24 protein-coding genes and 2 pseudogenes are annotated in these 26,040 nt (G+C 37.9%); 8 read left to right on the top strand and 18 right to left on the bottom strand.

Going from position 1 to position 26,040, the window contains the following annotated elements:
• Positions 1–31: 31 nt before the first annotated feature.
• The 8 genes and pseudogenes from GQR44_RS07395 to rbsD form a co-directional block, all read right to left on the bottom strand.
• Positions 32–874 (bottom strand): annotated as a pseudogene (locus GQR44_RS07395) (IS3 family transposase); the annotation flags it as partial.
• Positions 874–1,380 (bottom strand): helix-turn-helix domain-containing protein, encoded by a 507-nt coding sequence (locus GQR44_RS07390; protein WP_166370789.1) that lies wholly within the window; start codon positions 1,378–1,380, stop codon positions 874–876. The pseudogene GQR44_RS07395 and the gene GQR44_RS07390, both read right to left, overlap by 1 nt.
• 119 nt (positions 1,381–1,499) lie before the next feature.
• Complete coding sequence (locus GQR44_RS07385) at positions 1,500–2,513, bottom strand: substrate-binding domain-containing protein (RefSeq protein WP_166370787.1); 1,014 nt, start codon at positions 2,511–2,513, stop codon at positions 1,500–1,502.
• A gap of 36 nt (positions 2,514–2,549) precedes the next feature.
• Positions 2,550–3,470, bottom strand: a complete 921-nt coding sequence (rbsK, locus tag GQR44_RS07380; RefSeq protein ID WP_166370785.1) for a ribokinase — start codon at positions 3,468–3,470, stop codon at positions 2,550–2,552.
• A gap of 140 nt (positions 3,471–3,610) precedes the next feature.
• Positions 3,611–4,489: a ribose ABC transporter substrate-binding protein RbsB gene (gene rbsB, locus GQR44_RS07375; protein WP_166370783.1), complete on the bottom strand. Its 879-nt coding sequence runs from the start codon at positions 4,487–4,489 to the stop codon at positions 3,611–3,613.
• A 126-nt stretch (positions 4,490–4,615) separates the two neighbouring features.
• Complete coding sequence (rbsC, locus tag GQR44_RS07370; protein ID WP_166370781.1) at positions 4,616–5,593, bottom strand: ribose ABC transporter permease; 978 nt, start codon at positions 5,591–5,593, stop codon at positions 4,616–4,618.
• Positions 5,590–7,095 carry a ribose ABC transporter ATP-binding protein RbsA gene (gene rbsA, locus GQR44_RS07365; protein ID WP_166370779.1) on the bottom strand — a complete coding sequence of 502 codons (1,506 nt, stop codon included), beginning with the start codon at positions 7,093–7,095 and terminating at the stop codon, positions 5,590–5,592. Before rbsA ends, rbsC begins: the two co-directional genes overlap by 4 nt.
• A gap of 14 nt (positions 7,096–7,109) precedes the next feature.
• Positions 7,110–7,526 carry a D-ribose pyranase gene (gene rbsD / locus GQR44_RS07360; protein WP_166370777.1) on the bottom strand — a complete coding sequence of 139 codons (417 nt, stop codon included), beginning with the start codon at positions 7,524–7,526 and terminating at the stop codon, positions 7,110–7,112.
• 267 nt (positions 7,527–7,793) lie between these two features.
• On the opposite strand from rbsD, the gene tal reads away from it, so the two are divergent.
• The gene (gene tal / locus GQR44_RS07355; RefSeq protein WP_166370775.1) at positions 7,794–8,753 is read left to right on the top strand and encodes a transaldolase; all 960 of its coding nucleotides are present in this window, start codon (positions 7,794–7,796) and stop codon (positions 8,751–8,753) included.
• A gap of 286 nt (positions 8,754–9,039) precedes the next feature.
• Here tal and GQR44_RS07350 read toward each other — a convergent pair.
• Together GQR44_RS07350 and GQR44_RS07345 are read right to left on the bottom strand one after the other, a co-directional pair.
• Positions 9,040–9,258 (bottom strand): annotated as a pseudogene (locus GQR44_RS07350) (transposase); the annotation flags it as partial.
• 181 nt (positions 9,259–9,439) lie between these two features.
• Complete coding sequence (locus GQR44_RS07345) at positions 9,440–9,904, bottom strand: winged helix-turn-helix domain-containing protein (protein WP_166370773.1); 465 nt, start codon at positions 9,902–9,904, stop codon at positions 9,440–9,442.
• Positions 9,905–10,688: 784 nt separating this feature from the next.
• Here GQR44_RS07345 and GQR44_RS07340 point away from each other — a divergent pair.
• Positions 10,689–11,117 carry a DUF3859 domain-containing protein gene (locus tag GQR44_RS07340; RefSeq protein ID WP_166370771.1) on the top strand — a complete coding sequence of 143 codons (429 nt, stop codon included), beginning with the start codon at positions 10,689–10,691 and terminating at the stop codon, positions 11,115–11,117.
• 135 nt (positions 11,118–11,252) lie between these two features.
• Here GQR44_RS07340 and GQR44_RS07335 read toward each other — a convergent pair whose 3' ends face one another.
• Positions 11,253–12,695 carry a methyl-accepting chemotaxis protein gene (locus GQR44_RS07335; protein ID WP_166370769.1) on the bottom strand — a complete coding sequence of 481 codons (1,443 nt, stop codon included), beginning with the start codon at positions 12,693–12,695 and terminating at the stop codon, positions 11,253–11,255.
• A 570-nt stretch (positions 12,696–13,265) separates the two neighbouring features.
• Here GQR44_RS07335 and GQR44_RS07330 point away from each other — a divergent pair.
• The 5 genes from GQR44_RS07330 to GQR44_RS07310 all read left to right on the top strand — a co-directional run bounded on the left by GQR44_RS07330 (position 13,266) and on the right by GQR44_RS07310 (position 17,501).
• Positions 13,266–14,189, top strand: a complete 924-nt coding sequence (locus tag GQR44_RS07330) for an ABC transporter ATP-binding protein (protein ID WP_166370767.1) — start codon at positions 13,266–13,268, stop codon at positions 14,187–14,189.
• Complete coding sequence (locus GQR44_RS07325) at positions 14,179–14,952, top strand: ABC transporter permease (protein WP_028868509.1); 774 nt, start codon at positions 14,179–14,181, stop codon at positions 14,950–14,952. Before GQR44_RS07330 ends, GQR44_RS07325 begins: the two co-directional genes overlap by 11 nt.
• Positions 14,949–15,662: an SAM-dependent methyltransferase gene (locus GQR44_RS07320; RefSeq protein ID WP_166370765.1), complete on the top strand. Its 714-nt coding sequence runs from the start codon at positions 14,949–14,951 to the stop codon at positions 15,660–15,662. Before GQR44_RS07325 ends, GQR44_RS07320 begins: the two co-directional genes overlap by 4 nt.
• A gap of 124 nt (positions 15,663–15,786) precedes the next feature.
• Positions 15,787–16,809, top strand: coding sequence for a protein-methionine-sulfoxide reductase catalytic subunit MsrP (gene msrP / locus GQR44_RS07315; protein WP_166370763.1), 1,023 nt, complete (start codon positions 15,787–15,789; stop codon positions 16,807–16,809).
• Between the two features lie 50 nt (positions 16,810–16,859).
• Positions 16,860–17,501: a protein-methionine-sulfoxide reductase heme-binding subunit MsrQ gene (locus GQR44_RS07310; protein ID WP_166370761.1), complete on the top strand. Its 642-nt coding sequence runs from the start codon at positions 16,860–16,862 to the stop codon at positions 17,499–17,501.
• Between the two features lie 113 nt (positions 17,502–17,614).
• Here the strand turns inward: GQR44_RS07310 and panD are convergent, their stop codons facing one another.
• The 7 genes from panD to dksA all read right to left on the bottom strand — a co-directional run bounded on the left by panD (position 17,615) and on the right by dksA (position 23,295).
• Positions 17,615–17,995: an aspartate 1-decarboxylase gene (panD, locus tag GQR44_RS07305; RefSeq protein ID WP_166370759.1), complete on the bottom strand. Its 381-nt coding sequence runs from the start codon at positions 17,993–17,995 to the stop codon at positions 17,615–17,617.
• A gap of 70 nt (positions 17,996–18,065) precedes the next feature.
• The gene (gene panC / locus GQR44_RS07300; RefSeq protein WP_166370757.1) at positions 18,066–18,920 is read right to left on the bottom strand and encodes a pantoate--beta-alanine ligase; all 855 of its coding nucleotides are present in this window, start codon (positions 18,918–18,920) and stop codon (positions 18,066–18,068) included.
• Between the two features lie 47 nt (positions 18,921–18,967).
• Positions 18,968–19,762, bottom strand: coding sequence for a 3-methyl-2-oxobutanoate hydroxymethyltransferase (gene panB / locus GQR44_RS07295; RefSeq protein WP_166370755.1), 795 nt, complete (start codon positions 19,760–19,762; stop codon positions 18,968–18,970).
• A 61-nt stretch (positions 19,763–19,823) separates the two neighbouring features.
• Entirely contained in the window at positions 19,824–20,306 is a 483-nt protein-coding gene (folK, locus tag GQR44_RS07290; RefSeq protein ID WP_166370753.1) for a 2-amino-4-hydroxy-6-hydroxymethyldihydropteridine diphosphokinase, read from the bottom strand.
• A complete protein-coding gene (gene pcnB, locus GQR44_RS07285) occupies positions 20,299–21,624 on the bottom strand; it encodes a polynucleotide adenylyltransferase PcnB (RefSeq protein ID WP_346774330.1) in 1,326 nt (441 codons plus the stop codon). The genes folK and pcnB overlap by 8 nt, the downstream gene beginning before the upstream one ends.
• Positions 21,625–21,870: 246 nt before the next feature.
• Entirely contained in the window at positions 21,871–22,776 is a 906-nt protein-coding gene (gluQRS, locus tag GQR44_RS07280; RefSeq protein WP_166370751.1) for a tRNA glutamyl-Q(34) synthetase GluQRS, read from the bottom strand.
• Positions 22,777–22,845: 69 nt separating this feature from the next.
• Positions 22,846–23,295 carry an RNA polymerase-binding protein DksA gene (gene dksA, locus GQR44_RS07275; protein WP_166370749.1) on the bottom strand — a complete coding sequence of 150 codons (450 nt, stop codon included), beginning with the start codon at positions 23,293–23,295 and terminating at the stop codon, positions 22,846–22,848.
• 261 nt (positions 23,296–23,556) lie between these two features.
• Here dksA and hrpB point away from each other — a divergent pair, with 261 nt between their 5' ends.
• On the top strand, positions 23,557–26,037 hold the full coding sequence (hrpB, locus tag GQR44_RS07270) for an ATP-dependent helicase HrpB (RefSeq protein ID WP_166370747.1): 2,481 nt from the start codon (positions 23,557–23,559) through the stop codon (positions 26,035–26,037).
• Positions 26,038–26,040 lie beyond the last annotated feature (3 nt).

The following is a 26,040-nucleotide window of genomic DNA, read 5'->3' as shown; positions in this document are numbered from 1 at the left end:
TGAACTGACCCCCAATAGTTGGACATTTTAGTTAGGCGGCTTGTAAGGCCTGGATTCGATACTCTATCGGAGTCAGGCCTTTTAATTTGACCTTTATCCTTTTTTTATTGTAATACTCGATATATTCGTCGAGCTTTTCTATCAGTTCATCGGCATCTTTGAAGTTTTGCCTATGATACATTTCTGTTTTTAATAATCCAAAAAAGTTTTCAGCTACTGCATTATCTAAGCAATTCCCTTTTCTGGACATACTTTGTGTAAGCCCACAATCTGCAAGCTGTTTTTGGTATGCTTTGTGCCGATACTGCCAGCCTTGATCGCTATGTACGATGGGTTTTGAGTTCTTGCTCAAATTATCGAGAGCATCTTTCAACATATCTGTGACTAATGGTAAACGAGCATTTTTAGCGATCTTATAAGCGATTACTTCTTGGGTAAATAGGTCAACAACTGGTGACAAATAGACTCTCTGATCTTTAACCTTAAATTCAGTTACATCGGTTACCCATTTTTCATCTGGTCTTGTTGCTTTAAAGTCTCGCTTAAGAACATTAGGTGCTGTTTTCCCTACACCTCCCTTATAAGAGCTGTATTTTTTGGGTCTTACTGTCGATTTTAAGTTTAATTGCGACATCAGTCTTTGTACCGTCTTATGGTTTAGCATAACTCCTTGCCTTCTAAGCGCTAGGTGAATACGACGATAGCCATAACGGCCTTTATGCTCATGGTAAATCGTCTTAATAAGATCTAATTCAAGACTATAAGCATCCATTTTTTTGCCTGCGTTAACTTGATAATAAAACACACTCTTTGCCAAGTGAGTGGCTTGAAGGAGGTGCTTCAAAGCATGCTTATCTTTGAGAGCTAAAACAACTAACGCTTTTTCTTTATTTGACGGCGTTTTGTCTGTTCCAGCTCTTCCAACTTTTTTAAAACAGCATTCTCTGCTCGTAGATAAGCAAGCTCTTCTTTTAGTTCTTCAAGTGTCATTTCATTATTTGGCTTTGCAGGAGTATTTGGTTGTGGTTTCATAGGAGGTCTCCCGAGTGAGGAACATTCAAGTCCTCTAAGCCCAGCCTCATTATATGTTTTTAGCCATACAGAAAGAGAGCCGGGTGAAGACAAATTTAATACAGCACTAGTGTGAGTGAGCGACCAGTCATTTGTCCACATTAATTTTAATGCTTGAAGTTTTGTTTTTGCATTACAACCATGAGAAGTAGGTAAGAATGCGTTTGTCCCATGAATTGCGAAAACCGAAGTCCAATATCGAATCTGTCGAGAGGATATTGTAAATTCATTTGCTAGTTTCCTAGATGACTTACCACCTAGGCATTCTTTTGCGATGATGAGTTTTAACTCACGACTATATTTGGACATAAAAAAAGACCCTCAGTAATTGGTTGTCCAACTATTTGGGGTCAGTTCATCATAATGGGCTTTTTTATTGTTTATCATTTATATGTGATAACGCTAAATTACTTTGGTAAAAAATAATATCAGGTATTTTGTCTATTAGGTATCACGCTGGATCTTTCAACTAAAGTGGGTTCAAGCTGGATCTCTAAATCAGTATCTCGCTGAGTTTGTATTTTATCTAATAAAGTATCAAATGCTTGCTGACCAAGATGAAACTTAGACTGATGGATGGTGGTGAGCGAGGGGCTCATATAGCGCGCTATTTTAATGTCATCGTATCCAATAATAGACAAATCATCAGGAATTGATAATCCTAACTCGTTAGCCATATTAATCACCCCCATTGCCATCATATCGTTACACACAAATAATGCCGTTGGCAGAGCTCCTTGCGCATATAAAGCTTTAAAAGCAACCGCACCACCTTCACATTCAAAGTTTGCCGGTACAATCCAGTGATCATTAATAATTAGGTTTGCATCCAACATTGCCTGTTTAAAACCAGCGTAACGTTTCTTTGCCGTAGGTTTATCTAGCGGACCATGGATACAGCCAATATTAGTATGGCCCTGCTTAATCAGGTACTGAGTTGCAATATAACCACCACGGTAGGAGTTGTCTTGAATTTTATCAGCGGGAAAGTGTGTTTCACCTGAGTCCATAACGACTGTGGGTACGGGCTTATGTCGCGCAAAAATATCTATATTTTGGTTCACTAATTCATCACTCATTAGCAATAATCCATCTACTCTTTTTTGCAGTAACATATCAATATTAAATCGCAGCCGGTCAAAATCTCCCTCGGTATTACATAACAATAAATTGTACCCTTGCTCATAACAACGACGCTCCACCCCTTTTACTACTTCAGCAAAAAAAGGGTTGATTGAAGTCGTCACTAACATACCAAAAGTATGCGTATTTTTTAACTTTAAGCTACGAGCCAGCGCAGAGGGAGCGTAATTTAATGCCTCAACGGCGGTTAACACTTTTTCGGTAACAGCTTCACTAACATAACGAGTCTTATTTAATACATGACTCACAGTGGAAGTAGAAACTTGGGCATGCTTTGCTACATCTTTAATAGTGGCCATTGTTTTATTTATTTCCTTACAGTTATGCTATTGCAGCTATTTTCTTTCAGTTAAGAACTCAGTCACATCTTTACGATATGGAATAGAGGATTGAGCACCTTGACCGGTCACAGTAATGGCAGCGGCGGCATGGGCGAATTGTACCGCTTCATTTAAACTTTTATCTTCTAACAATGCCGTTAAAAAAGCCCCATTAAAGGTATCTCCTGCCGCTGTTGTATCAACCGCATCAACTTTATAACCCATAATCTGTGAACCTTCACCCTCTTTACTTAACCACACCCCTTGACTACCTAAAGTAATCAATACGGTTTTAATTTGTTTTTTGTGCAGCGCATCTGCGGCTAGTTGGGCGGATTGTGCATCAAACACCTTAATACCAGTCAATATTTCAGCTTCTGTTTCATTTGGCGTAATAATATCAATCAGTTTTAATAATTTATCACTGAGGTGCTGAGCTGGCGCAGGATTAAGAATAACAGTAGTACCGGATTTATTTGCAATTTCAGCGGCATATTCGATGCTTTCCATTGGCACTTCTAGTTGTAATAGCAACATATCAGCCTGCTCGATAATGCGAGTATGCGCAGCAATACGCTGTGGTGTTAAACATGCATTTGCTTCAGCAGAAATACAAATGCTGTTTTCTCCCGTAGCTGCAACCTGAATCATCGCAATCCCAGTTGGCGTATCCTTTTCAATCATGACTGCATCAATATTAATACCGTCTTTTTCGAACTCTTGTCGGATATTAAGACCAAAACTATCGTCTCCTACACAGGCAATAAAGCTAACATTTGCCCCTAGACGAGCAGCAGCAACCGCTTGGTTTGCTCCTTTACCACCGGCAATAACAGAATAACCTTGCCCATGTAATGTTTCGCCTGGACGGGGAAAGCTACCAACCCTCAGAACATGATCTGCATTAACACTGCCTAGTACTGTTAGTTGACGCATAAGAATACCTTTTGAGATGGGTTACATAAAATTAGCCTACTAAGCCAATATACATAACATATTAATAAATAGAGACTAATAAATTTAAATTCTAAATAAGTGTAAACAAGAGAGGTCACTTTACGTAACCTCTCTATAAATTATTTTACAATCATCATTAATGGTACAGGAATGCTTTTAGCAACGGTTTTACCCGTTAAAACTGCAACAGCTGATTCAACACCTATTTCACCAATTAGCGATGGTTGTTGTGCAATTGTTGCACCTAAAAGACCACGCTTAACGGCTGCGATACCATCTTCAGTGCCATCAAAACCAACGATTAAGATGTCTTTACCTGAAGCTTGTACAGCACGGAATGCACCTAATGCCATTTCATCATTTTGCGCAAATACAGCTTGAGTTTGTGGTTGTGATGAAAGTAAGTTTTCCATAACATTTAACCCTTTAGTACGGTCAAAATCAGCTGGTTGACTTGCCAATAATTGCATATTTTCACTCTTAACTGCTTTCATGAAACCTTCACCACGTTCACGTGCAGCAGAAGTACCGGCAATACCTTCAAGTTGAACAATTTTTGCATCTTTACCAATTTTTTCACTGATATATTTACCCGCCATCTCACCACCGGCAACATTATCAGAAGCAATATGGCTAACGACTTCACCGTTATTTGCTGCTCTATCTAAGGTAAACACTGGTGTATTGGCTTTATTCGCCATACGTACCGCATTAGATACAGCATCAGAATCCGTTGGATTGATCAAAATCGCTTTCACACCACGTACTAATAAATCTTCAACATTTGCTAGCTCTTTACTTGGATCATTTTGTGAATCAAGCACAATCAATTTGTAATCTAGCTCTTTTGCTTTTTTCTCTGCACCTTCTTTCATGGTCACAAAGAATGGATTATTAAGTGTTGAAACCACCATCGCAATCGTATCTTGTGCTGCTGCACCAGCATTAAAAGTAGCTGAAATAACAGCGGCTGAAATTAATGTAGTTAACTTTTTCATTGAACATTCCTTTTCTTGGTTTTAAAAAATAAATTAATGTAAATTTACATAACTTGTTATCTATTAGTGATTGTTTATCAATTGTTATTGATTGTTTGTTATTTATTACCTGTTACTGTTGAGTGTTTATTTATTTTTGTTATCGACTAATACGGCTAACAAAATAACGGCTGCTTTTACTATCATTTGGAAGTATGAAGATACATCTAATAGATTTAAGGCATTATTTAAAACACCAATAATCAATGCACCGATCAAAGTCCCCATGATGTAACCTCTACCGCCGGCTAGACTTGTTCCACCTACCACAACGGCAGCAATCGCATCTAATTCATAGCCCATGCCCGCGGTTGGCTGTGCCGATGACAAACGAGAAGTGATAATAATGCCGGCAAGTGCTGATAATAAACCACAGATGGAGTACACACCGATCTTGATACGGTCAACATTAATGCCCGATAATTTTGTCGCTGACTCATTACCGCCCAAAGCATAAACATAACGTCCAAAACGCGTGTGATTTAATAGATACCAGATCCCTGCAAAAACAAAAATCATTAACCAAACTGGTACAGGAATGCCAAACATGTAGCCAGTACCAAACCATGCAAAGCTATCTGCAACATCGGTGAATCCCGTTGAAATTGGACGACCATCGGTATAAACCATGGTCACACCACGTAATAATGTCATCATTACCAACGTAGCAATAAAAGCCTGAACTTTACCTTTAGAAATAATAAGACCTGCCATAGAGCCTAATACTGCACCACCTAATAAAGAGACAGGTACTGCAATCAGCACAGGGATCTCTAAGCTGATCATACTAGCCGCAAATGCGCCACATAGCGCTAGGATAGAGCCTACACTTAGGTCAATGCCTGCGGTTAAAATAACCAATGTCATTCCTGCAGCTAAAATAGCAATAACTGAAGTTTGACGTAAAATATTAAGAATATTATCAATCGTAAAAAAGTATTCATTGAGCACTGATACAACGGCTATTAATACAATTAATGCAATCAGTGACTTTTGCTCGATCAACCATTCTTTACTCAGAAAGTGCCTTTTCGATGTTCCTGAACTTGTAATATTTGAACTCATGCTGCTACCTCGTTGTTATTTTTACCAACGGCACAAGCCATTAGTTTTTCTTGATCGGCTTCTTTGGCGCTAAATTCACCACTTATTTGACCTTGATGCATCACTAAAATGCGGTCACTCATCCCTAGTACTTCAGGCATTTCAGATGACACGAGAATGATGCTCATGCCTTCCGCTTTAAATTTATTAATCAGTTGGTAAATCTCTTTTTTAGCTCCTACATCAACACCACGTGTCGGTTCATCTAAAATCAATACTTTAGGTTTAGTCATCAATCCTTTAGCAATCGCAACTTTTTGCTGATTACCACCGGATAAATTACCAATAATTTGATTCATTGAAGGCGTTTTAATGTTGAATAAACGAATAAAATCATTAACCGATGTTGCTTCCGCTTGATGATCTAATTGCCAGCCTTTAGATAAATCTTTGAGTGCACATAAAGACATATTATCTTTAACTGACAACCCTAAAACCAATCCATCACCTTTACGATCTTCTGAAATATAAGCAATGCCATGGTTCAATGCTTGTAATGAAGAACTAGGATTAATCACTTGGCCATTCAGAATGATATCCCCTGATTCACGAGCGAGTGCGCCATAAATTACTTTCATTAATTCTGTACGACCTGCGCCCATCAACCCTGAAACACCTAAAATTTCACCATGGTTTAAAGTAAAACTAACGCCATGTGTGGCTTTCGCATATAGCTCTTTCACTTCTAAACAAACAGTACCGTGAGTACTTGCAATACGAGGATATTGCTCATCTAATCGGCGCCCTACCATTAATTCAATTAAGGTATCTTCATCCATCGACGCAACTGTTTTTTCCGCAATAAACTTTCCATCGCGTAATACGGTAATGTCATCACAAACTTCAAAAATTTCTTTCAAACGGTGAGAGATATAAACAATGCCATAACCTTCATCACGCAGTTCATTGATCACCACAAATAATGAATCAACTTCACTGTCCGTCAACGCATCAGTAGGCTCATCCATAATGATTACTTTAGATTCAAAGGATAAAGCCTTAGCAATTTCGACCATTTGCTGCTCACCTAAACTTAACTCATTAAGAGGAGTAGATGATTTGTGTTTTACCTTTAATCGCTTCAGTAGTAGATCTGCTTGCTCAAACATAAGTGACCAGTTAATTGCCCCAAAGCGATTAGTTACTTCACGCCCTAAAAATATATTTTCTGCAATTGTCAATTCAGGTAACAGATTTAACTCTTGATGAATGATACTAATACCAGCCTTTTGTGACTCTCTAGGCCCATTAAAACTAACCACTTTATCTTGATAGCGAATTTCACCTTCATCCAGAGAATAAATCCCAGTGATCACTTTCATCAAGGTCGATTTTCCCGCCCCATTTTCGCCCAACAAAGCCATTACTTGTCCGGGATACACGTTTAGGCAAGCCCCATCCAGCGCTTTCACCCCCGGAAAGGACTTATTGATATTATTAAGTTGTAATATTGGCTGTTTCATTTTTATCCTCACGACTAAAAAACTACACCGGATTGAAAAATAACATTGGCATAAGGTGTACATTCTCCAGTACGAACCACTGCTTTACTTTCAATAGTGCGGTCTTTAAATGCTTGGTGACTGATATAGGTAATATCGATGTGATGTCCAGACACTTGCTCTTTTTTAATTAAATCTAACAATTGCAGATGCAATTCTGGACTCACTTTTTTTAATTCTTCAGCCAATATCACCCCTGTTATTTGCATCTCGCTGAGCACAACAGCAACGGTATCGATAAATGCAGGTACGCCATGCGTTAAAGCAAGATCAATACGCACAGGTTGCTTTGGAATAGGTAAACCCGCATCGCATATTGTTATTTCATCAAAATGCCCTAATGAGGCAATGCAATAAGATAATTTTGCATTTAACAGTGCTGATTTTTTCATTTTAGAACCTCAAGACAATTAATATTTGTTTTAAAAACACGCAATGAATATAACTTCACTTACCAACGAAACGTTTGCGCAATCGTTTCGATGAGTGAAATTTAAACGTTAATAAATAAATTGCACGTATTGATGGCAAAAAAAGAGAGCCGCTTCACGATATTTTTTTTGAAACTTATCAGCACAAAAATAAACAGAAATGATGCTTGCTTAACAATAGGAAGATTGATATTAATAAAACGGTCACCAACATTAACGGGAAAATTTATGACTAACCAATTATTACAACTCAAAGAAATGTCGACAGTAGTCGCTGATACAGGTGATGTTCAAGCGATTAAAGAATATCAGCCACAAGATGCAACCACTAACCCATCTTTATTATTAAAAGCAGCTTCACTAAGCCAATATCAAGGTTTATTACAACAAGCAACAGAATGGGCTAAACAACAATCACAAGATATCCAACAACAGACGATTGATGCTAGCGATAAATTATCGGTTTTAATCGGTTTAGAAGTGCTTAAAATTATTCCAGGAAGAATCTCTACAGAAGTGGATTCTCGCCTTTCATTTGATACAGAAGCATCGATTTTAAAAGCCCGTAAATTAATTGCTTTATATAACCAAGCAGGTATTCAAAACGATCGCATTCTAATTAAATTAGCTGCCACTTGGGAAGGTATAAAAGCAGCTGAAATACTTGAAAAAGAGGGAATTAATTGTAACCTCACTCTATTATTTAGCTTTGCTCAAGCGCAAGCCTGTGCGGAAGCTGGCGTATACCTAATCTCTCCTTTTGTAGGCCGTATTCTGGACTGGTATAAAAAGCAAACAGGTAAAGAGTCTTACCCTGCAGATGAAGATCCTGGTGTTATTTCCGTTACTGAAATTTATAATTATTATAAACAACAGGGTTACGACACAGTGGTAATGGGCGCAAGCTTTAGAAGTGTTGAAGAAGTATTAGCACTAGCAGGCTGTGATCGTTTAACCATTAGTCCAGATCTAATGGCAGTATTACAAAGTAGAAACGAGCCAATACAACAAATGCTAAGTGATAAAAACGCACCTAAACAGGATGTGACCCCATTAACTGAAAGTGAATTTAGATGGTTATTAAATGAAGATGCGATGGCAACTGAAAAGTTATCAGAAGGTATTCGTAATTTCACACTAGACCAAATAAAACTAGATAAGCAGTTAGCTGATTTGCTACAGGCTTAATAGCATAAAAGTTATTTAAACTTAGATTCAAATAATAATTAAAAGAGAGCCTCAGTGATACTAAGGCTCTCTTTTTTTATGCAAAAAAAACATACCGTTAATTTGCTTATTATACCAAAAGAATTTAATTTATGATCAGATTCGCCCAGTCTCTTTTACAAAGAGATTTTACATGATCAATTTGATGCCTAAAGTTATTCCAGGCCCGACTTACTTGATCAACAATATCTTCATAATTTTTAAATGCGAAGTTTCCTAAGTCATTTGCTCTTAACCAAGCCCAAACCTATTCAATAGGATTAAGCTCGGGAGAATAAGGAGGGAGATGCATGATTGATAAATTCTTAAATTGACTATTTAGTTTGATTGAATGCCAACTAGCACAATCCATAATAACAAGTGCGTGCCTTCCAGCAGGTGTTGCATCTGATATTTGTTGAAGATGTTTTTCCATCATCTCCATACTCAATATTGGACTAATTAATGCTTCTGTTTGGCCTGTCGATGGACAAACAGCGCTTCATCTTCAAACCAAATATCTACTTCATCTAGCGTAACGTGGCCAGGAATTATGATGANCCGTCCATATTCGAGTCGTTGTATTTTGTTGCCCAAACCGCGCTTCATCTTCAAACCAAATATCTACTTCATCTAGCGTAACGTGGCCAGGAATTATGATGATCGATTCAATTACAATTTTTTTTAAACGCTTCTTGGGCTGCCAAGTCTTGCTTTGGGTGCTTCGAACGAGAAGTTATCCAAACGATACCTAGCTCTTTCATTAAACGGTAAATATTTCTTACACAGTAATTTACATTAAAGGTGTCTTGGATATATTTTTGAATGTCTTTACCCATTAAACGACCTCCCTGCGCTTTGACAGCATGACTTATTACGTATTCTTTTAATTGAGATTTTTGCTCATTACTTAAACGAGAAGGCTGACCAGTAGCTTTCTTTAATGCTAACGCATCAAATCCACCCGATAGATATTTTGTTATCCATTCGTTAACTAATCGACGACTTACATTCAATATCTTAGCAATGGATGTTCTAGAGTGACCATCATGGAACTTTTGCACAGCCAAATAGCGCAGTTTAAGGCTAGCATTATTTGTGTATGGAATTTTTATTTTGGAAATATTATTCATATGATAATCGAGCAATTAATGGTAAATGCATAATATCACATTAGATCACCAATTAAATTCCTTTGGTATAATTTAAAATAGCCCCACTGGTTAGTTCCGGTGGGGCTTTTTTGATTCTGTTGATTTATGACCTACGTAGAAAGTAGGGTGAGTTTGCCGATAGGCAAGGTTTACGAGTGGAGGAGCTCTGCGAAGACCGTTCCACCGTCAAGCTTGCATAGTATTCAGGAAAAACCCTGTAGACTCTGTCTACAGGGTTTTTTTCGTTTAGGGCTTTGGTGGTGATGCCCAGCTTGAGCAGGAGATAAATAAAGCACCACGCAGCGGCCTGCCTTTTATGCGATAGTAGGGCGAATGATGTGACAGCATCGTCTTATGATCGGGCTAAGCTCTGCATACCCTGGTGGTATAGCGGTAGCGATAGGTTATGTGCCATGTCAACCCATCGACAAGCTTACATTATATTCATAACAATCCCTGTTGACTGACGTTAGCAGAGATTTTTTCATTTAGGGCTTTGGTGACAATAGCCTATTTGAATATCAAAGTGAGTAGCCTCTGTCGTTGGCAGCTTCTTTTAGTGTAGTAGATAGCGGCGAATGATTTGACTGCTTCCAATTATGATCGGACTAAGCACTGCATACCCTAGCTATCGATACCCGTTATTAATTATTTCAGCCTAGAATAATGGTTCGGGACTTTGCTATTTTTTCCATACAAGTATCTATTTTATAGGTTCTTTTTTGGCTATAATTTACTGAATAATTATTGATGAGTAGAAAATATGGCCAAGAAAAAGCCGGTGATTAAGATGCAAACCTATGGTATTCATTCTAAATGGGAAGCCAAATCTAAAGCTTTACCAAAAGTGCTTGAATTTACGACTAATATCCCTGCTCAAATTGATATTGAATTTGGATTTATCATTAATGTAAAAAATGCACGCGGACAAAAAGCTTACTATTGTATCGAACATCCAGGTATATATGATGCTGATGGGAGTGTTTGCTCTGCATTTACTGGAGAAATGCATGTTACCAATAATGATTGGAGTTTTTATCTGGGTGATACTATTTGGGCTCCGATTGATGATAAATGTGGCCCGTGGCATATGACTATAACGTTAAATGATCAAATCATTGCGGATAAAACGTTTAACGTATCGTCAGTTAAATCAGACTCACCGATTAAGCAGCGTTTTTCATATTTATAATTTTATATGTTCATAAATGTACAATGCATACCCGTTGTCAGTTTTATCCATTAAATCATTTCACCCTAAGGTTTAATGACTTTTTTGAAAATTAAAAGATAACGGGCATATATAGCTAAAGGTAATGCAAATTATCTATTTGGTTTGATAACGAGCCAAAATATTACCTAGATTTTCCGATGCGCTAGATAATTTAACCACACCTTTTGCTGACTGACTTACTAAGTCTTTAACTGTATTAGATTGTAAACGAATACTGCTCAGTTCTTCAGATATATTATTAGATACTGAACTTTGTTCTTCCGAAGAAACTGATATTTGATAGCTCATGTCATTGATCGTTTGTGAAGATTCTTTAATAGAATTGACATCGCTGCCAATCTCTACAATCAATTCGCGACTTATTTGTGCTTGCTTGACCGTATTTTGAGTCATATTTGAAATGTTATTGGTTTCTAATTGTAAATTTTCAATCATTGATTGAATCTCAAGTGTGGCTGATTGAGTTCGCCCCGCCAACGTTCTAACCTCATCGGCAACAACTGCAAAACCTCTTCCCATTTCTCCAGCTCGGGCTGCTTCAATTGCTGCATTAAGCGCAAGTAAATTAGTTTGCTCTGAGATAGAGTTGATAGTTGTGACTACGTCATTAATTTTTATCGTATTCTCTTGCAGCGTGATGACCGAGTCAGATGTTTGATCGATGTAAGAAGATAATTGTTGGATCTCTTTCACTGCATGCTGTACACGGTTATCACTTTGTTTAATATATTCCGAATTATTTTCAATCTGCAGCGATGCTTTTTTAGAAATGTCGGTGACTTCCTGTGACGATGCTGTCATTTCTTCCATGGCTGTTGCTACTGCATCGAGTGAAACATATTGATGATTAATATGTTCTTCGCTTTGGCGTGTTTCATTCGCAAAAGAAGACGATGCATGATGAAGTGTTTCTGCATTCTCTTTAACGATCTCTACTAATTCAGTTAAAGTGTCCATCGCGTCGTCAAGTCCACAACCAATGGTGCCAAACTCATCTCTACCAGGGTGAAAGCCTAAACGGGAAGTGAGGTCTCCTTTAGAAATATTTTCAGTGGTATTCCACAATACCCATAATGCGCCTCCGAGAAAAGTTGCGGTCCAATAGAGGACAAGAGCAAAGGGTAGTAACCAAAGATATGAGAAGTACAAAGAATTTAAGGCTTGTTGTTTCGCCGCTTTTTCTTGTGATGTCACCGCTTTCGCTAATGAAGCATATTTTTGAGAATTAGTTTGAATAACGGCTGTTAATTTGTCTTCGCTTCGTGCTGATACTTTTTTTGAACTGGATTCAGTAATATTAAATGAGCTCAGTTTATTTAGTTGTTCACTAGACTCTAATGCTAAAACTATACCTGACAACTCTCTTTCTAAAGCGAACATTGATTGTTTTTCGATTTGTTGTAGATCATTTTGATATCGACTAAAGGACAGTGCTGTTAACACAATTAAAAACAAACCTAAAATGATCCAAAACTTGTCATTAATTGACATCTTTATGAATAGTTTATCTACATTACGGAATTTAACTTCTTTCATATCTTCTCCATGGAGCACTTTATTTTTTAAATGCAACAGTCATAGCCAATACTAGGCTTTCAGTGTTAATTAATTTTAGGAACTATTTTATGTGTATCATTACTTGTTAACTTATTAATTTTTTTGTTCTTTTTTACTAAAAATTACAGAGATACAAAAAACTATATCGGCACCTGTTGCATTATCTTTAGTAAATATAATTAATAGTTTACTCATTAAGAGGTGCTTGTCATAAGTCAACAGTAACTACTTGGTAGAAGCGCTTTTTACAGTTTTTTTTGAATAAAATTTAGTAGATAATTATCTGAATAGAGGAGTTGAGCGTACTTTACTGAAAGCTGTTATGTACTTTTAATATGTGGGACATTGTTAATTATTTTTGAAATATTGATTATTTGAATACTCTCATTGAACTTTATCTCAATAAACCCTTACAAATTTTCGGTATTTGTTAATCCTATTTTTATCAACGATTAATGTTACAATTTACCGTTATTCAATATTTTCAGTCATCGCTCCAATTTCATTATTGCAACGCATGAACTATCAATTACTAAGGCTTATATTGTTATGAATGCAATCGAACTTCAAAATATAACTAAAACCTATAAAGGCGGTGTTGTTGCCCTAAAAGGTGTTTCTCTAGAAGTTGCTGAAGGCGACTTTTATGCTCTGTTAGGGCCAAATGGTGCGGGCAAATCAACAACTATAGGTATCATTTCATCGTTAGTGAATAAAAGCTCAGGCCAGGTACGCGTATTCGGTTACGACATCGATACACAACTTGAAGCTGCCAAAAGCCAAATTGGTTTAGTACCACAGGAATTTAACTTCAATCCATTCGAACCGCCATTACAGATATTAGTTAATCAAGCGGGCTTTTATGGTACGCCGCGAAAAGAAGCATTTATTAGAGCTGAAAAGTATCTAAAACAGCTCGACTTATGGGAAAAACGTAATGAACCTGCAAGGGAGTTATCTGGCGGAATGAAACGACGTCTGATGATTGCGAGAGCATTAATGCATGAACCAAAATTATTGATCCTTGATGAACCGACTGCAGGTGTTGATATCGAATTACGTCGCTCGATGTGGGAGTTTTTAACAAAACTCAATAAACAGGGGGTGACTATTATTTTAACAACTCACTATTTAGAGGAAGCGGAAAGTTTATGTCGTAACATCGGTATTATCAATAAAGGTGAATTAGTGATTAATACCAGTATGAAGGAATTAATTGGCCGTTTAGAGAATGAGACTTTCATTTTAGATGTTAACTCTACGGCACATTTGCCAGAAACCAAAGATTACAAATTAACCATAATTGATGAGCGAACAGTCGAATTAGAGTTAGCTAAAGCCCATTCATTGAACAATATTTTTGAATTATTAACAAAGCAAGGTGTTGAAGTCAAAAGCCTTAGAAACAAATCTAATCGCTTAGAAGAATTATTTTTAGAGTTAGTTAAAAATGGAGTTATCGATGCTAAATAAACAATATGTGATAGCAGTTAAAAGTATTTGGACTAAAGAAGTTAATCGCTTTTTGCGTATATGGGTGCAAACATTAGTCCCACCTGCTATCACCATGTCTCTGTATTTTGTTATTTTTGGTAACCTTATTGGGGCAAGAATTGGTGAAATGAATGGGTTTAGTTATATGGCTTTCATCGTTCCTGGTTTGATCATGATGTCTGTGATCACCAACTCCTATTCAAATGTAGCCTCGTCATTCTTTAGCGCTAAATTCCAGCGTAATATTGAAGAATTGCTCGTTGCACCTGTTCCAAACTATCTAATTATTTGGGGGTATGTTGGAGGTGGTGTTGCGCGAGGTTTGATGGTCGGATTTATTGTTACTTTAGTTTCTTTGTTTTTTGTTGATTTACATATCCATAATGTATTGGTCCTGATAGCGAGTGTACTTTGTACTTCTATTCTTTTTTCTATCGGTGGTTTATTGAATGCTATTTTCGCTAAAACCTTTGATGATATCAGTATTATTCCTACTTTTGTGTTAACACCTTTAACGTATCTTGGTGGTGTTTTTTATTCTATTTCACTGCTTCCAGAGTTTTGGCAAGGTGTGTCTCATTTTAATCCGGTTTTTTACATGATCAACGCTTTCCGTTATGGGTTTTTAGGAGTCTCTGATGTACCAGTAATTTGGTCGTTTACTGTGATATTTACATTTATAATTATAGGTTACACGTTAGCAGCCGTGTTACTTAAAAAAGGCGCAGGTATTCGCTCATGAATGAAATTACTGGTGACTCAAGAATTATTACATCTAATCAAGTGGGGTTGCACGAGAAATTAGATGAAGTGGTGCTAAAGCATTTACAACATGACTTTAAAAAACCTTATCAAACGCATACTCTAGAAGCGTTTAAGGAAGTTGAAAAGTGGGTTGAGCAACAAGGTAAGCCGATTATATTCGATTCATGTTGTGGTGTTGGTGAAAGCACTTATCATATTGCAAAAGCACACCCCGAAGCAATTGTGCTAGGAATGGATAAATCTGCAGACCGGTTATCAAAACATGCTGTTGATGGCGAGCCTTTAGTGACAGGCAGCCATGATCATTTAAATGCTAATGGTTCTGAAGATTTAGATAACTATCGTTTGTTACAAGTTAATTTAAATGATTTTTGGCGTCTTGCTGTTGAAGCAAATTGGGCTCTATCACACCATTATTTGCTATATCCTAATCCGTGGCCTAAATCTAAACATTTGCAACGTCGTTGGCACGGTAGTGCTGTTTTCCCATCGATAATTAAATTAGGTGGTCAACTTGATTTGCGCAGCAATTGGTTTACTTATGTTGAAGAGTTTCAACGGGCATTACAATTAGCTAACGTTGAGAGTAAGACTGAAATTTATAGCGCAGAACAAGCGATTACACCCTTTGAACGTAAATATTGGGCAAGCGGTCAGCAGTCTTTGCGTTTAACCTGTGATTTATAATCTGTGTTTATAAATAGGGGAGGCCTATAAACTTCAACTATTTTTTAATCACATGAAATATAAAGTGTGTTTTAGCGGTCTATCTTTTTATACAGTCGAAGTGAAAACTGAGAGAGGAAAAAAGATGCTAATAAAACACACTAAAAAATCGCAATTAAAAGAGTCACAATTAACTAGCGAGTCAGTCTATAAAGAGCGCCGTAATATCATCAAAGGTCTAGGCCTTGCTGCTTTAACTATCCCTTTTATTAAACCTGCTAGTGCCAGTGTTTTCGATATTTTTTCTAGTGGTAACGATCAGGATAAAAATGCATTATTCCAACGCTCTGCTTTATCATTTACTAAAAATACTAACTACCAATCGCTCACACCATTGACGCCTGAAGATAAAGTTATTCAATATAATAACTTTTATGAATTTGGCACAGGAAAGGGGGATCCCGCTCAATATAGTCAGCAATTTAAAGTTGATCCTTGGTCATTAACTATTGATGGCCTAGTGGATAATCCACAAACATTAAACTACGAAGACCTACTTAAAAAGTTCGATATCGAAGAACGTTTATATCGCATGCGTTGCGTTGAAGCTTGGTCGATGAATATTCCTTGGTTAGGTTTCACTTTGGCAACGTTATTAAAGCAAGCGGGTGTTAAGTCCGATGCTAAGTATGTTCGCTTTGAAACTGTCTTTGACCCAGACCAAATGCGTGGGCAAGCTTCTCGGTTCGTCGGGGGCAGTATTAACTTTCCATATGTGGAAGGTTTAACCATTGAAGAAGCGATGAACCCGCTTGCATTGCTCTCTGTTGGTCTCTATGGCAAAACATTAGCACCGCAAAATGGAGCGCCTATTCGATTGGTTGTGCCCTGGAAGTATGGCTTTAAGAGTATTAAGTCGATTGTGAAAATCACCCTTACAGATAAAGCTCCCGTTAATACATGGCAAGCTCTTGGTCCTGATGAGTATGGTTTCTTTGCGAATGTTAATCCGCGTGCTGATCATCCTCGCTGGAGCCAGGCAAGTGAGCGCTTTATTGGTGAAGGTAATGTATTCCAACAAAGCCGCCAAAATACACTGATGTTTAATGGTTACGAAGAAGAAGTAGGTCATTTGTATAAAGGCATGGATCTACTACGTAATTTCTAAACCTAATCTCATTAACCTTAACCTTAACCTTATAACAGAGCGCGTTAAGCATGAATAAAATACCACCTTTGGCGATAACATTAATAAAAGCGATTATTCATATCGCTTCGCTATCGGTGTTATTGTATTTTTACCTGTTAATTGATAGTAATCAGTTAGGTGCAGACCCTGTTAAAGAGATGATACATTTTTTGGGTAAAACAGGTTTAAATTACTTGTTAATCACACTTGCTATAACTCCTATTAGTAAACGCTTTAAACAGCCTCTATTAGCACGTTTAAAGCGTGTTCTAGGCTTATATTCATTTGCTTGGATATGCTTACACTTGATTGCATTTTTATGGTTAGAATTAAACTGGGAAGTATTCTTATTATTCGATGAAGTAATTAAACGACCTTATTTAACATTAGGTATGTTGGCCTGGTTTATTTTACTGTTACTCAGTATTACTTCATTAACTGCCATTAGAAAGAAAATGAAACAAACTTGGTTTACGTTACACCGCTGGGTATACGTTGCTGTTTTATTGGGCACAGTGCATTATTATTGGTCAGTAAAGTCTGGCTTAATCGAACCGAGTATTTACTTTGTTATTTGTTTTATTCTGCTCAGAGAGCGTAACGCTTACTTTAGAGTAAAATTTAAAATGCTAATGACGGCTATTAAAAAGGCACCTAAGCCTTCAAATTAATAACTTATCAGGTATAGGTATAAAGCGAGGATTCAGCCCAAACATACACAAAAAAGCCGCTAATAATAAATATTAGCGGCTTTTTTCAATCTGCAGGAGCGTTTAGGTCTTAACTACGCTACTTGGATTGGAACATCTTTGCTGGTGCGGACAATATTATTGTCTTTATCTAAATATACTAGGCTAGGTTTATGGCCTTTAATCTCTTCGGCTTCGAAACTAGCGTAAGTACAGATAATAACACGGTCTCCTACTGCAGCTTGACGTGCAGCAGCACCATTAACAGAAATTATTTTTGAACCACGTTCACCAATGATTGCATAGGTAGAAAAGCGAGCGCCGTTATCGATGTTGTAAATCTCAATCTGTTCGTATTCTAAAATACCCGATTGCTCAAGAAGGTCTTGATCGATTGCACATGAACCCTCGTAATTTAATTCAGCATGGGTAACGCGCGCTTGGTGCAATTTGCCTGTTAGCAGTGTCTTTTTCATACAAAACCTTTGAGTCTAAAAAATTTAAAATGTTTGTTTTTTCAACAGAGGCGACTATAAAGTAAAAACTTTATTGGTGCAAATTAACAACTAAGTTATCAATTAAGCGAGTCTCTCCTAAGAAAGCGGCCATTAACACCACAGCTTGCTTACTGTCTGAGTTTAAAGGTGCCAATGTAAGTGGGTCAACCACATGAATTTTATCAGTTTTAAAGCCTACTTTGTTTAAAGTTTGGCTTGCATCTTCAATTAATTGCTTACTGGTTTCAGGATTAACTTGAACTTTTTGTCCAAGGTCATTCATCACTTCTGCAACTTTTGGTGCAATTATTTTTTGATCGGCTGATAACTTATTATTGCGCGAACTCATTGCTAAGCCCGAAGATTCTCTAACGGTAGCAACTGCAATAATTTCAATGGGCATGGCCAAATCAACTACCATTTGTTTTATCACACACAGTTGTTGAAAATCTTTTTCTCCAAAGCAGGCAAAATCGGGTTGTACTAAATTAAATAGTTTAGCAACGATGGTGCTTACACCCCGAAAATGTCCTGGACGTAATTCACCTTCTAAACAATCTGAAATACCTGGTACTTCTACAACCGTTTGAGAATGTAGCCCATTTGGATAAATGACCTGTGCAGAAGGGATAAATACAATATCAACCCCTGCTTGTTCAAGCTTGGCACAATCTGCATCTAATGTTTTTGGGTAATTCGCAAGGTCATCTGCGTTATTAAACTGCATTGGGTTAACAAAAATACTAACAACAGTAACTTCGGCATGTTGTTGAGCTTCTTTAACAAGCGTTAAGTGCCCTTGATGTAAGTTCCCCATGGTTGGTACAAAGCTAACTTGTGCACCTTGCTGTTTAATTTTTTTTATTTCATTACGTAGTAAAGTCGGATCTTTAATTATTTGCATGGTTAACTCTTAACAAAAAAAGTTGTTATTAATAACGGTTGTTGGCGTTAATAAAAGCTATGTTCAGCGCCAGGGAAAATTTTATTTTCTACTTGTTCTTTATAAAGCACAACAGCACGACGAATATCGCCGGTCTCTACTAAAAAGTTTTTAGAAAACTTAGGGCAAAACCCAGCTGAAATACCAAATGCATCGTGCATTACTAATATTTGACCGTCTGTTTCTGTTCCTGCGCCAATACCGATAACAGGTATATGCAACGCTTTAGTGACTCGCTCAGCTAAAGCAACAGGTACACATTCAAGTACTAAAAGTTGAATGCCTGCTGTTTGCAATGCGAGGGCATCTTCAAGTAATTTATCAGCCTGAGCATCAGCTCTGCCTTGGACCTTATAACCACCGAAAACATTAACAGATTGTGGTGTTAACCCTAAATGACCACAAACTGGAATACCGCGCTCGATCAAGCCTTTTACAGATGCTGTTAACCAAGCACCACCTTCAAGCTTGACCATATTTGCACCTGCGCGCATTAACGTCGCTGCATTGATGTAAGTTTGCTCTGGTGTTGCGTAAGACATAAACGGTAAGTCAGCAATAATTAAAGATTTCTTGGTGATGCTAGCAACGGCTGCTGTGTGATATGCAATATGCTCTACAGTCACTGGTAAGGTAGAGTCATGCCCTTGTAATACCATGCCTAAAGAGTCACCTACCAATAAAACTTGAATACCTGCTTGATCAAAAATAGCTGCAAAACTCGCATCATATGCGGTGATACAAGTAATTTTTTCTTGCTCTTGTTTCATTTTAGCTAAACGCGAAACGTTTACTTTAGCCATTATTGCTCCTAACTAGCAGTGGGGTAATTGTTGCATGATTTTACTGAGGTGATGAATTAATTCAACCTGTAATAGCGGTCAAACCATTTTTATCGCAATGTTTAAGTATCTCGATCAAAGAAGTGCCATTGGGCATTTGCAATGTTGGTGCTATTTCAAAGAGTGGGTAAAGCACAAACTCACGCTCTTTCATCCCATAATGAGGTACGGTTAAGCGCTCATTTTCTATCTCTTGATCTGCATACAAAAGAATATCTAAATCTAAGGTACGTGGCCCCCAACGCAAAGCTTTACGTTCGCGTCCTTGTTCCTGTTCAATGACCTGTAGTGCATCTAGTAGTTCAAGCGCAGATAGTGTTGTCTCTAGTTTAGCGACAGCATTGATATAATCAGGTTGATCCTGTGGCCCCATAGGCGCACTTCTATATAAAGATGAACACATCAGTAGTTTGGTATCTTTTATATTAGAAAGTGCTGTGATGGCTTGTTTTGCTTGTTCAATTGGCTGTGCTTGGTTACTGCCAATACCAATATAACTAATCATTGCTTTTACTCGGTGCGGGTTTACGCTTGGCTTTGCTGTAGCGACGCTTTTTAGCAGGTTGATTTGCTTCTGGTTTGTATTCTTTTGCTTTATTGACATTTTGACGAGCATATTGGTGCTCAGGTAATTTGTTGTGCAATTGATATTCTTCCCACCATGCCGTTAGTTCAGCTAGTTCGCGACTTTGTTCAACACGTGCTCTTAATGCTAAAAAGTCAAAGGCAGCTCGGAACTTCTCATGCGCATAAACACGCTGTGCGCGTTTACCTCCAAAGCGGGGTAGACGATGCTGTAAAACCCAGATATCACGAATAGCCGCGGTGAAGCGCTTAGGAATAGCAATAGTTTTGACTTGAATGGTTAACACTTCATTCATCGCTAGCATAAATGCATCGTGTAATTCGATACCACTTTCAAAGCTCATCTCTAATGCTCGTTGCTCAAGCGGGTACCATAACATCACTGCATAGATATAAGCAGGGGTCACTCGCTTACCTTCAGAGATACGCTTATCAGTATCCATTAAAGCTTGTTCAATCATTTTAGTGGCTTTGTCATCTTCGCCATCTTTAAATAAAATCGGGAATAGTACCGCTAATAATTTATATTCTTTTAATAATCGATAAGTTGCTAAACCTTGACCTGATAATAGTAATTTTATTACTTCATCAAAATGGCGTGCCGCAGGAATATCTTGTAATAAAGAAGCTAAACGGCGAATTGGCTCAGCACATTCTTCACTGATAGATAAATCTAATTTTGCTGCAAATCGGATCGCGCGCAACATACGCACAGGATCTTCACGGTAACGAACCTCTGGTTCACCAATTAAGGTTAAACGACGTTTTGCTAAATCGTTCATACCACCGCAGAAGTCATATAAAGAGAAATCAGCGATATCGTAATACAGTGCGTTAACAGTAAAGTCACGACGTTCAGCATCTTCTTCTAAAGAGCCGTAAACATTATCGCGTAACAACATACCTTCTTGCGATTGTTTGACCTTTTGTTTGTCTTGCTCTGCTTCATCGTGATGGCCTCGAAAAGTGGCAACTTCAATGATTTCACGACCAAATAAAATGTGTGCAAGACGGAAACGGCGACCAATTAAGCGGCAATTCCTAAATAAAGCTTTAACTTCTTCAGGGGTAGCATTTGTCGTAATATCAAAATCTTTAGGCTTCAAGCCTAATAATAAGTCACGCACACCACCGCCAACCAATAAAGCGCGGTAACCTGCATTATGTAAACGATACAAAACCTTCAATGCATTTTCGTCAATATCCGAACGAGAAATTGAATGTTCTTCGCGTGGGATCTTATATTGATCAAGCGATACTGCGGCTTGTGGCGTTTTTTTCTTTTGAAATACTTTTTTTACAAGTTTGCTTAAGCGTTTAATAGCTCTATCCTTTGCATCTACTTAGATGGAATTAGTCTGAAAATAATGCGCTCATTTTATGTGCGCAAGTTATTAAAAACAAATTAAATTTGCTTCTGTGTATTTCGCTTTATTAAAGTAGACATTTTATGTACTACTACAGTGCTTTAATAAAGTCCTTTATTAAAGCGTGACAGGCAGTTGAATTTCTAGCTGTTTAGGCACATTGTTTAAACACCAATGCTGCTGTGCCCACAGTAAAATTTCTGCACAGTTCGATTGTGCTATGTTCTTCGGCACTGGGTGACCTAAAAAAGCCAACACTTTTAGCAAGGTTGGCACTGGATTTTTTTTATCCACCGCTGTCGCATGATTTTGTTTCGAAAGTTTAAACCCTGGCGCCGTCACCGCTAAAGGTAAATGAACATAACTGGGCACTTTAGCATCAAGTAGTTGGTAAAGACTTATTTGTTTACCTGTTGTGCTAATTAAGTCTGCACCTCTTACCACTTCCGTAACACCTTGCTCAATATCATCTATCACCACGGCAAGATTATAAGCATATAAGCCATCTTTACGTTTAATAATAAAATCATCGTCCACTTGAGTGGCATCCAGTTCAATCAAGCCTTGTAACTTATCTTTAAAATGGGTGGTTTTGTAACGGATAGATGACAAGTTAATACGTAATGCATTCGCAACGGGTGAGTGCTGTTTATCTCGACACTGACCTTGATAAAAACCGCCTTGTTGCTTGATCATTTTACGTGTGCAACTGCATGCATAGCAGAGATTTTGTTTAGTTAATGCGTCTAATATGGCTTCATAGGCTTGGCTTCTTTGATGTTGATAGATTACATTACCATCCCATAATAAACCATAAGCTTGGAGTGTTTGTAATATATCTTCACTGGCTCCGGCAATTTCTCGAGGCGGGTCGATATCTTCAATACGAACTTGCCATACTCCATGCTGAGATTTAGCTTGCAAATAACTACCAACCGCAGCCACTAAAGAACCAAAATGTAATGGTCCTGAAGGTGAAGGAGCAAATCGTCCAATATATTGCTTGTTCTCTTTTAATAACAAATTATTTTCTCTAAAAACAAAAACGGCTAGCAAATGCTAACCGTTTTTTAATTCGTTTAATCACAAGGATTAACCAATACTTTGTTTTTCTTTTATCTCTGCCAGTGTTTTACAGTCGATACATAAATCTGCAGTAGGACGAGCTTCTAAACGGCGAATACCAATTTCAACACCACAAGATTCACAAAATCCGAAATCATCAGCTTCGATTTTTTTCAGTGTTTTTGCAATTTTAGTGATTAATTGACGTTCACGATCGCGTGCACGCAATTCCAAGCTGAACTCTTCTTCTTGTGTTGCGCGGTCAACAGGATCTGGGAAATTTGATGCTTCATCTTTCATATGATCAACAGTGCGGTCGACTTCTTCGCGAAGCTGTGTAGTCCATGCTTTAAGAATACTGGTGAAATGATCACGTTGAGGTTTACCCATGTATTCCTCACCAGCTTTTTCTTGGTATGGCTCTACTCCAGCAATGGCTAAAATACCGAGTGTTTTTTTGCTTTTAATAGCGGGCATAAATTTTCCTTCTTCCGATGCAGTGTAAATACGCTTTAGACGCATCAAAACGGTGATAAATATAAGTAGTAGGTCGAACAAACTTTGCTAACATAGAGACATCAGTTTTTTTCGGCGGCTATCTATAGCAATAATTGTTACCCGAGTCAAATGATCAGTTACTAATTGTGACGCTATGATCTTTTTTTTATCATATTTGATTATTCTCTGTGCTGTTTTGTCTTTTGCATGTAGTTCTATTTTTAAAGGATTTTATCTTCGATGCTACCTATTCAAGCGGTTCTCGCTGAACTTAAACAACAACTTAATTTGTGCCCTCAAGTGATCCTTCAAGCACCACCAGGTGCGGGTAAATCTACTTGTCTCCCCTTAGTTTTGTTAAAAGAACGGTGGTTTGGCGGCAAAATTATTATGTTAGAGCCGCGTCGTTTAGCCGCGCGAAATATTGCTCACTATCTTGCTAAACAATTAGGTCAACCAATCGGCCAGCAAGTAGGATATCGATTACGTGGTGAATCTAAGGTAAGTGCTGAGACACAACTTGAAATAGTTACTGAAGGTATTTTGATTCGATTATTACAGCAAGATCCCGAGCTAACAGGAATTGATTTAGTTATTTTTGATGAATTTCATGAGCGAAATCTTCAAGCTGATTTAGGTTTGGCTTTATGTTTAGATGCCCAGGCAAGTTTGCGCGAAGATTTAACCTTGTTGGTGATGTCTGCAACTTTGGATAATCAGGCATTACAACAACATTTACCCGCCGCGGCTTACGTCAGTTGTGAAGGTCGGGGTTACCCTCTCGAATATGTTTATCAACCTGTTATGGGGCAGGAAGGGGGCGTTGCTCAGCAACAAGCATTAGTCGCATTAATTAAAATGGCTTATCAGCAACAAACTGGCAATATATTGGTATTCGTTGCAGGAGTGAAAGAAATTCTTCGCTGTTGCCGGGATTTACAACATTGGATTGATGCTCTACAGCTACCCATTTTATTAGCCCCCTTATACGGTAAATTAAGTTTAGATGATCAGCAATTAGCGATTCAATCTCCTCCTAATAAAATGCGTAAGATAGTGGTCGCTACTAATATTGCAGAAACCAGTTTAACTATCGATGGCATTACTGTGGTGGTTGACTCCGGTGTTGAGCGAAGTTTTCATTTTCAAGCTCAAACGGGGATTGGCAAGTTGAAAAGCCAGACCATCAGCGAGGCAAGCGCCACGCAACGCGCAGGTCGAGCCGGGCGTTTAAGTGCGGGTACTTGTTATCGACTTTGGGCTAAAGAAAAGCGTTTAAGGGCACAGAATGAAGCGCCTATTTTACAAAGTGAATTAACGGCTTTAATGCTTGAAGTAAGTGCTTGGGGAGTTACTCATCCTAAACAATTGCCTTTTTTAACTCAGCCAAACGAGAATAATATTCAGGTGGCACAACAGTTATTGCAAAGTATTAACGCAATAGATTCTCGTGGCCGTTGTACTGCCCATGGTGAGCAGATCATTGAACTTGCCTTAACACCTCGATTAGGACATATGCTGATCACCGCTAAAACCTTAGAGTGCACCTTAAAGCAATCTGGAGTGGTAGCATTAGGCTGTTTAATCGCCGCATTTTTAGAAGCAAATGAAAAAGGGAACGATGATATTGAAGCACAGTTAAATTCCGTTTCTTATCCAGTGAAAAAACAATATCAAATATTGCTTAAAAAATGCTCTCAGAAAATGCCTAGCAGTTTACCAATGCAATATTGTGGGCTGCTATTAGCGATTGCTTTCCCTGATCGTATTGCAATGAGTCGTAGTAACGGGCAATCTCTTGACTATTTATTGAGTAATGGAGCGGGAGCATGTTTGGTTAATCATTCTGCACTATTAAATGAAAAGATGCTGGTGGTTGCAGACCTTGCGCTGTCGGAGCAAAAAACTAATAGCCTTATCTTTAAAGCCTGTAGTATCAATTTAGAGACCATAAAAGCTTACCTTCCACATTACTTAAAGTCTGTTGATTACTTATGTTGGTCATTAAAAGAAAATAAACTGATTGCTGAGCAACGTTTGATGTTGGGTAAAATTACAATCAGCCGTTTACCGCTTGCTAAGGTCTCGAAGCAACAAAAGTTAAGTGCATTATTAAATGGTTTAAGACAAGCTGGACTGTCTATTTTACATTGGAGTGACGCGAACAAAGCCTTATTAACCCGTTTACGTTATGCCTCTGAACAGTATAAGTTAGCGGGTGAAAAAGAGGCCGTTGACTTCAGTGAGGAGACATTAATTGAACAATTAGAATTATGGCTCGCCCCTTTTTGTACAGGGATTACGCAACCTGAGCAATTTAAAAAAATTGATTTGAAAGCTGCATTATTATCTCGTTTAACTTGGTCACAACAACAAAAGCTAGAGGCACAGTTTCCACAAACGATCACAGTGCCTACGGGCTCGGCGATAAAATTACAATATCGAGAGCAACAAAATCCATTATTGTCGGTTAAAATGCAGGAATTATATGGTCAGGCACAAACTCCGTGTATCTTTGATGGGCGTATCGATATTCAATTAGCCTTGTTATCACCGGCGATGAAACCATTACAAGTTACTCAAAATTTGCATTCATTTTGGTCTGGCGCTTACAAAGAAGTACAAAAAGAGATGAAAGGGCGCTATCCGAAACATTTTTGGCCCGACGACCCGGCGAATGCATTAGCAACACGGAAAACTAAAAAACATTTATCTAGATAATGT

The organism is Psychromonas sp. SA13A, assembly GCF_011378715.1.
GTDB lineage: Bacteria > Pseudomonadota > Gammaproteobacteria > Enterobacterales > Psychromonadaceae > Psychromonas.
This window is presented reverse-complemented; position numbering and strand designations above follow the sequence as displayed.

What these genes read in the sequence shown, in the direction of transcription:
- GQR44_RS07310 (WP_166370761.1), top strand. Translation starts at nt 16,860, where the DNA reads ATGAATAAAATACCACCTTTGGCGATAACATTAATAAAAGCGATTATT.
- GQR44_RS07330 (WP_166370767.1), top strand. Translation starts at nt 13,266, where the DNA reads ATGAATGCAATCGAACTTCAAAATATAACTAAAACCTATAAAGGCGGT.
- dksA (WP_166370749.1), bottom strand. Translation starts at nt 23,295, where the DNA reads ATGCCCGCTATTAAAAGCAAAAAAACACTCGGTATTTTAGCCATTGCT.
- rbsD (WP_166370777.1), bottom strand. Translation starts at nt 7,526, where the DNA reads ATGAAAAAATCAGCACTGTTAAATGCAAAATTATCTTATTGCATTGCC.
- rbsK (WP_166370785.1), bottom strand. Translation starts at nt 3,470, where the DNA reads ATGCGTCAACTAACAGTACTAGGCAGTGTTAATGCAGATCATGTTCTG.
- panC (WP_166370757.1), bottom strand. Translation starts at nt 18,920, where the DNA reads ATGCAAATAATTAAAGATCCGACTTTACTACGTAATGAAATAAAAAAA.
- GQR44_RS07345 (WP_166370773.1), bottom strand. Translation starts at nt 9,904, where the DNA reads ATGAATAATATTTCCAAAATAAAAATTCCATACACAAATAATGCTAGC.
- GQR44_RS07340 (WP_166370771.1), top strand. Translation starts at nt 10,689, where the DNA reads ATGGCCAAGAAAAAGCCGGTGATTAAGATGCAAACCTATGGTATTCAT.
- panD (WP_166370759.1), bottom strand. Translation starts at nt 17,995, where the DNA reads ATGAAAAAGACACTGCTAACAGGCAAATTGCACCAAGCGCGCGTTACC.
- rbsB (WP_166370783.1), bottom strand. Translation starts at nt 4,489, where the DNA reads ATGAAAAAGTTAACTACATTAATTTCAGCCGCTGTTATTTCAGCTACT.
- hrpB (WP_166370747.1), top strand. Translation starts at nt 23,557, where the DNA reads ATGCTACCTATTCAAGCGGTTCTCGCTGAACTTAAACAACAACTTAAT.
- GQR44_RS07385 (WP_166370787.1), bottom strand. Translation starts at nt 2,513, where the DNA reads ATGGCCACTATTAAAGATGTAGCAAAGCATGCCCAAGTTTCTACTTCC.
- msrP (WP_166370763.1), top strand. Translation starts at nt 15,787, where the DNA reads ATGCTAATAAAACACACTAAAAAATCGCAATTAAAAGAGTCACAATTA.
- GQR44_RS07335 (WP_166370769.1), bottom strand. Translation starts at nt 12,695, where the DNA reads ATGAAAGAAGTTAAATTCCGTAATGTAGATAAACTATTCATAAAGATG.
- GQR44_RS07390 (WP_166370789.1), bottom strand. Translation starts at nt 1,380, where the DNA reads ATGTCCAAATATAGTCGTGAGTTAAAACTCATCATCGCAAAAGAATGC.
- GQR44_RS07320 (WP_166370765.1), top strand. Translation starts at nt 14,949, where the DNA reads ATGAATGAAATTACTGGTGACTCAAGAATTATTACATCTAATCAAGTG.
- GQR44_RS07325 (WP_028868509.1), top strand. Translation starts at nt 14,179, where the DNA reads ATGCTAAATAAACAATATGTGATAGCAGTTAAAAGTATTTGGACTAAA.
- tal (WP_166370775.1), top strand. Translation starts at nt 7,794, where the DNA reads ATGACTAACCAATTATTACAACTCAAAGAAATGTCGACAGTAGTCGCT.
- rbsA (WP_166370779.1), bottom strand. Translation starts at nt 7,095, where the DNA reads ATGAAACAGCCAATATTACAACTTAATAATATCAATAAGTCCTTTCCG.
- rbsC (WP_166370781.1), bottom strand. Translation starts at nt 5,593, where the DNA reads ATGAGTTCAAATATTACAAGTTCAGGAACATCGAAAAGGCACTTTCTG.
- panB (WP_166370755.1), bottom strand. Translation starts at nt 19,762, where the DNA reads ATGGCTAAAGTAAACGTTTCGCGTTTAGCTAAAATGAAACAAGAGCAA.
- folK (WP_166370753.1), bottom strand. Translation starts at nt 20,306, where the DNA reads ATGATTAGTTATATTGGTATTGGCAGTAACCAAGCACAGCCAATTGAA.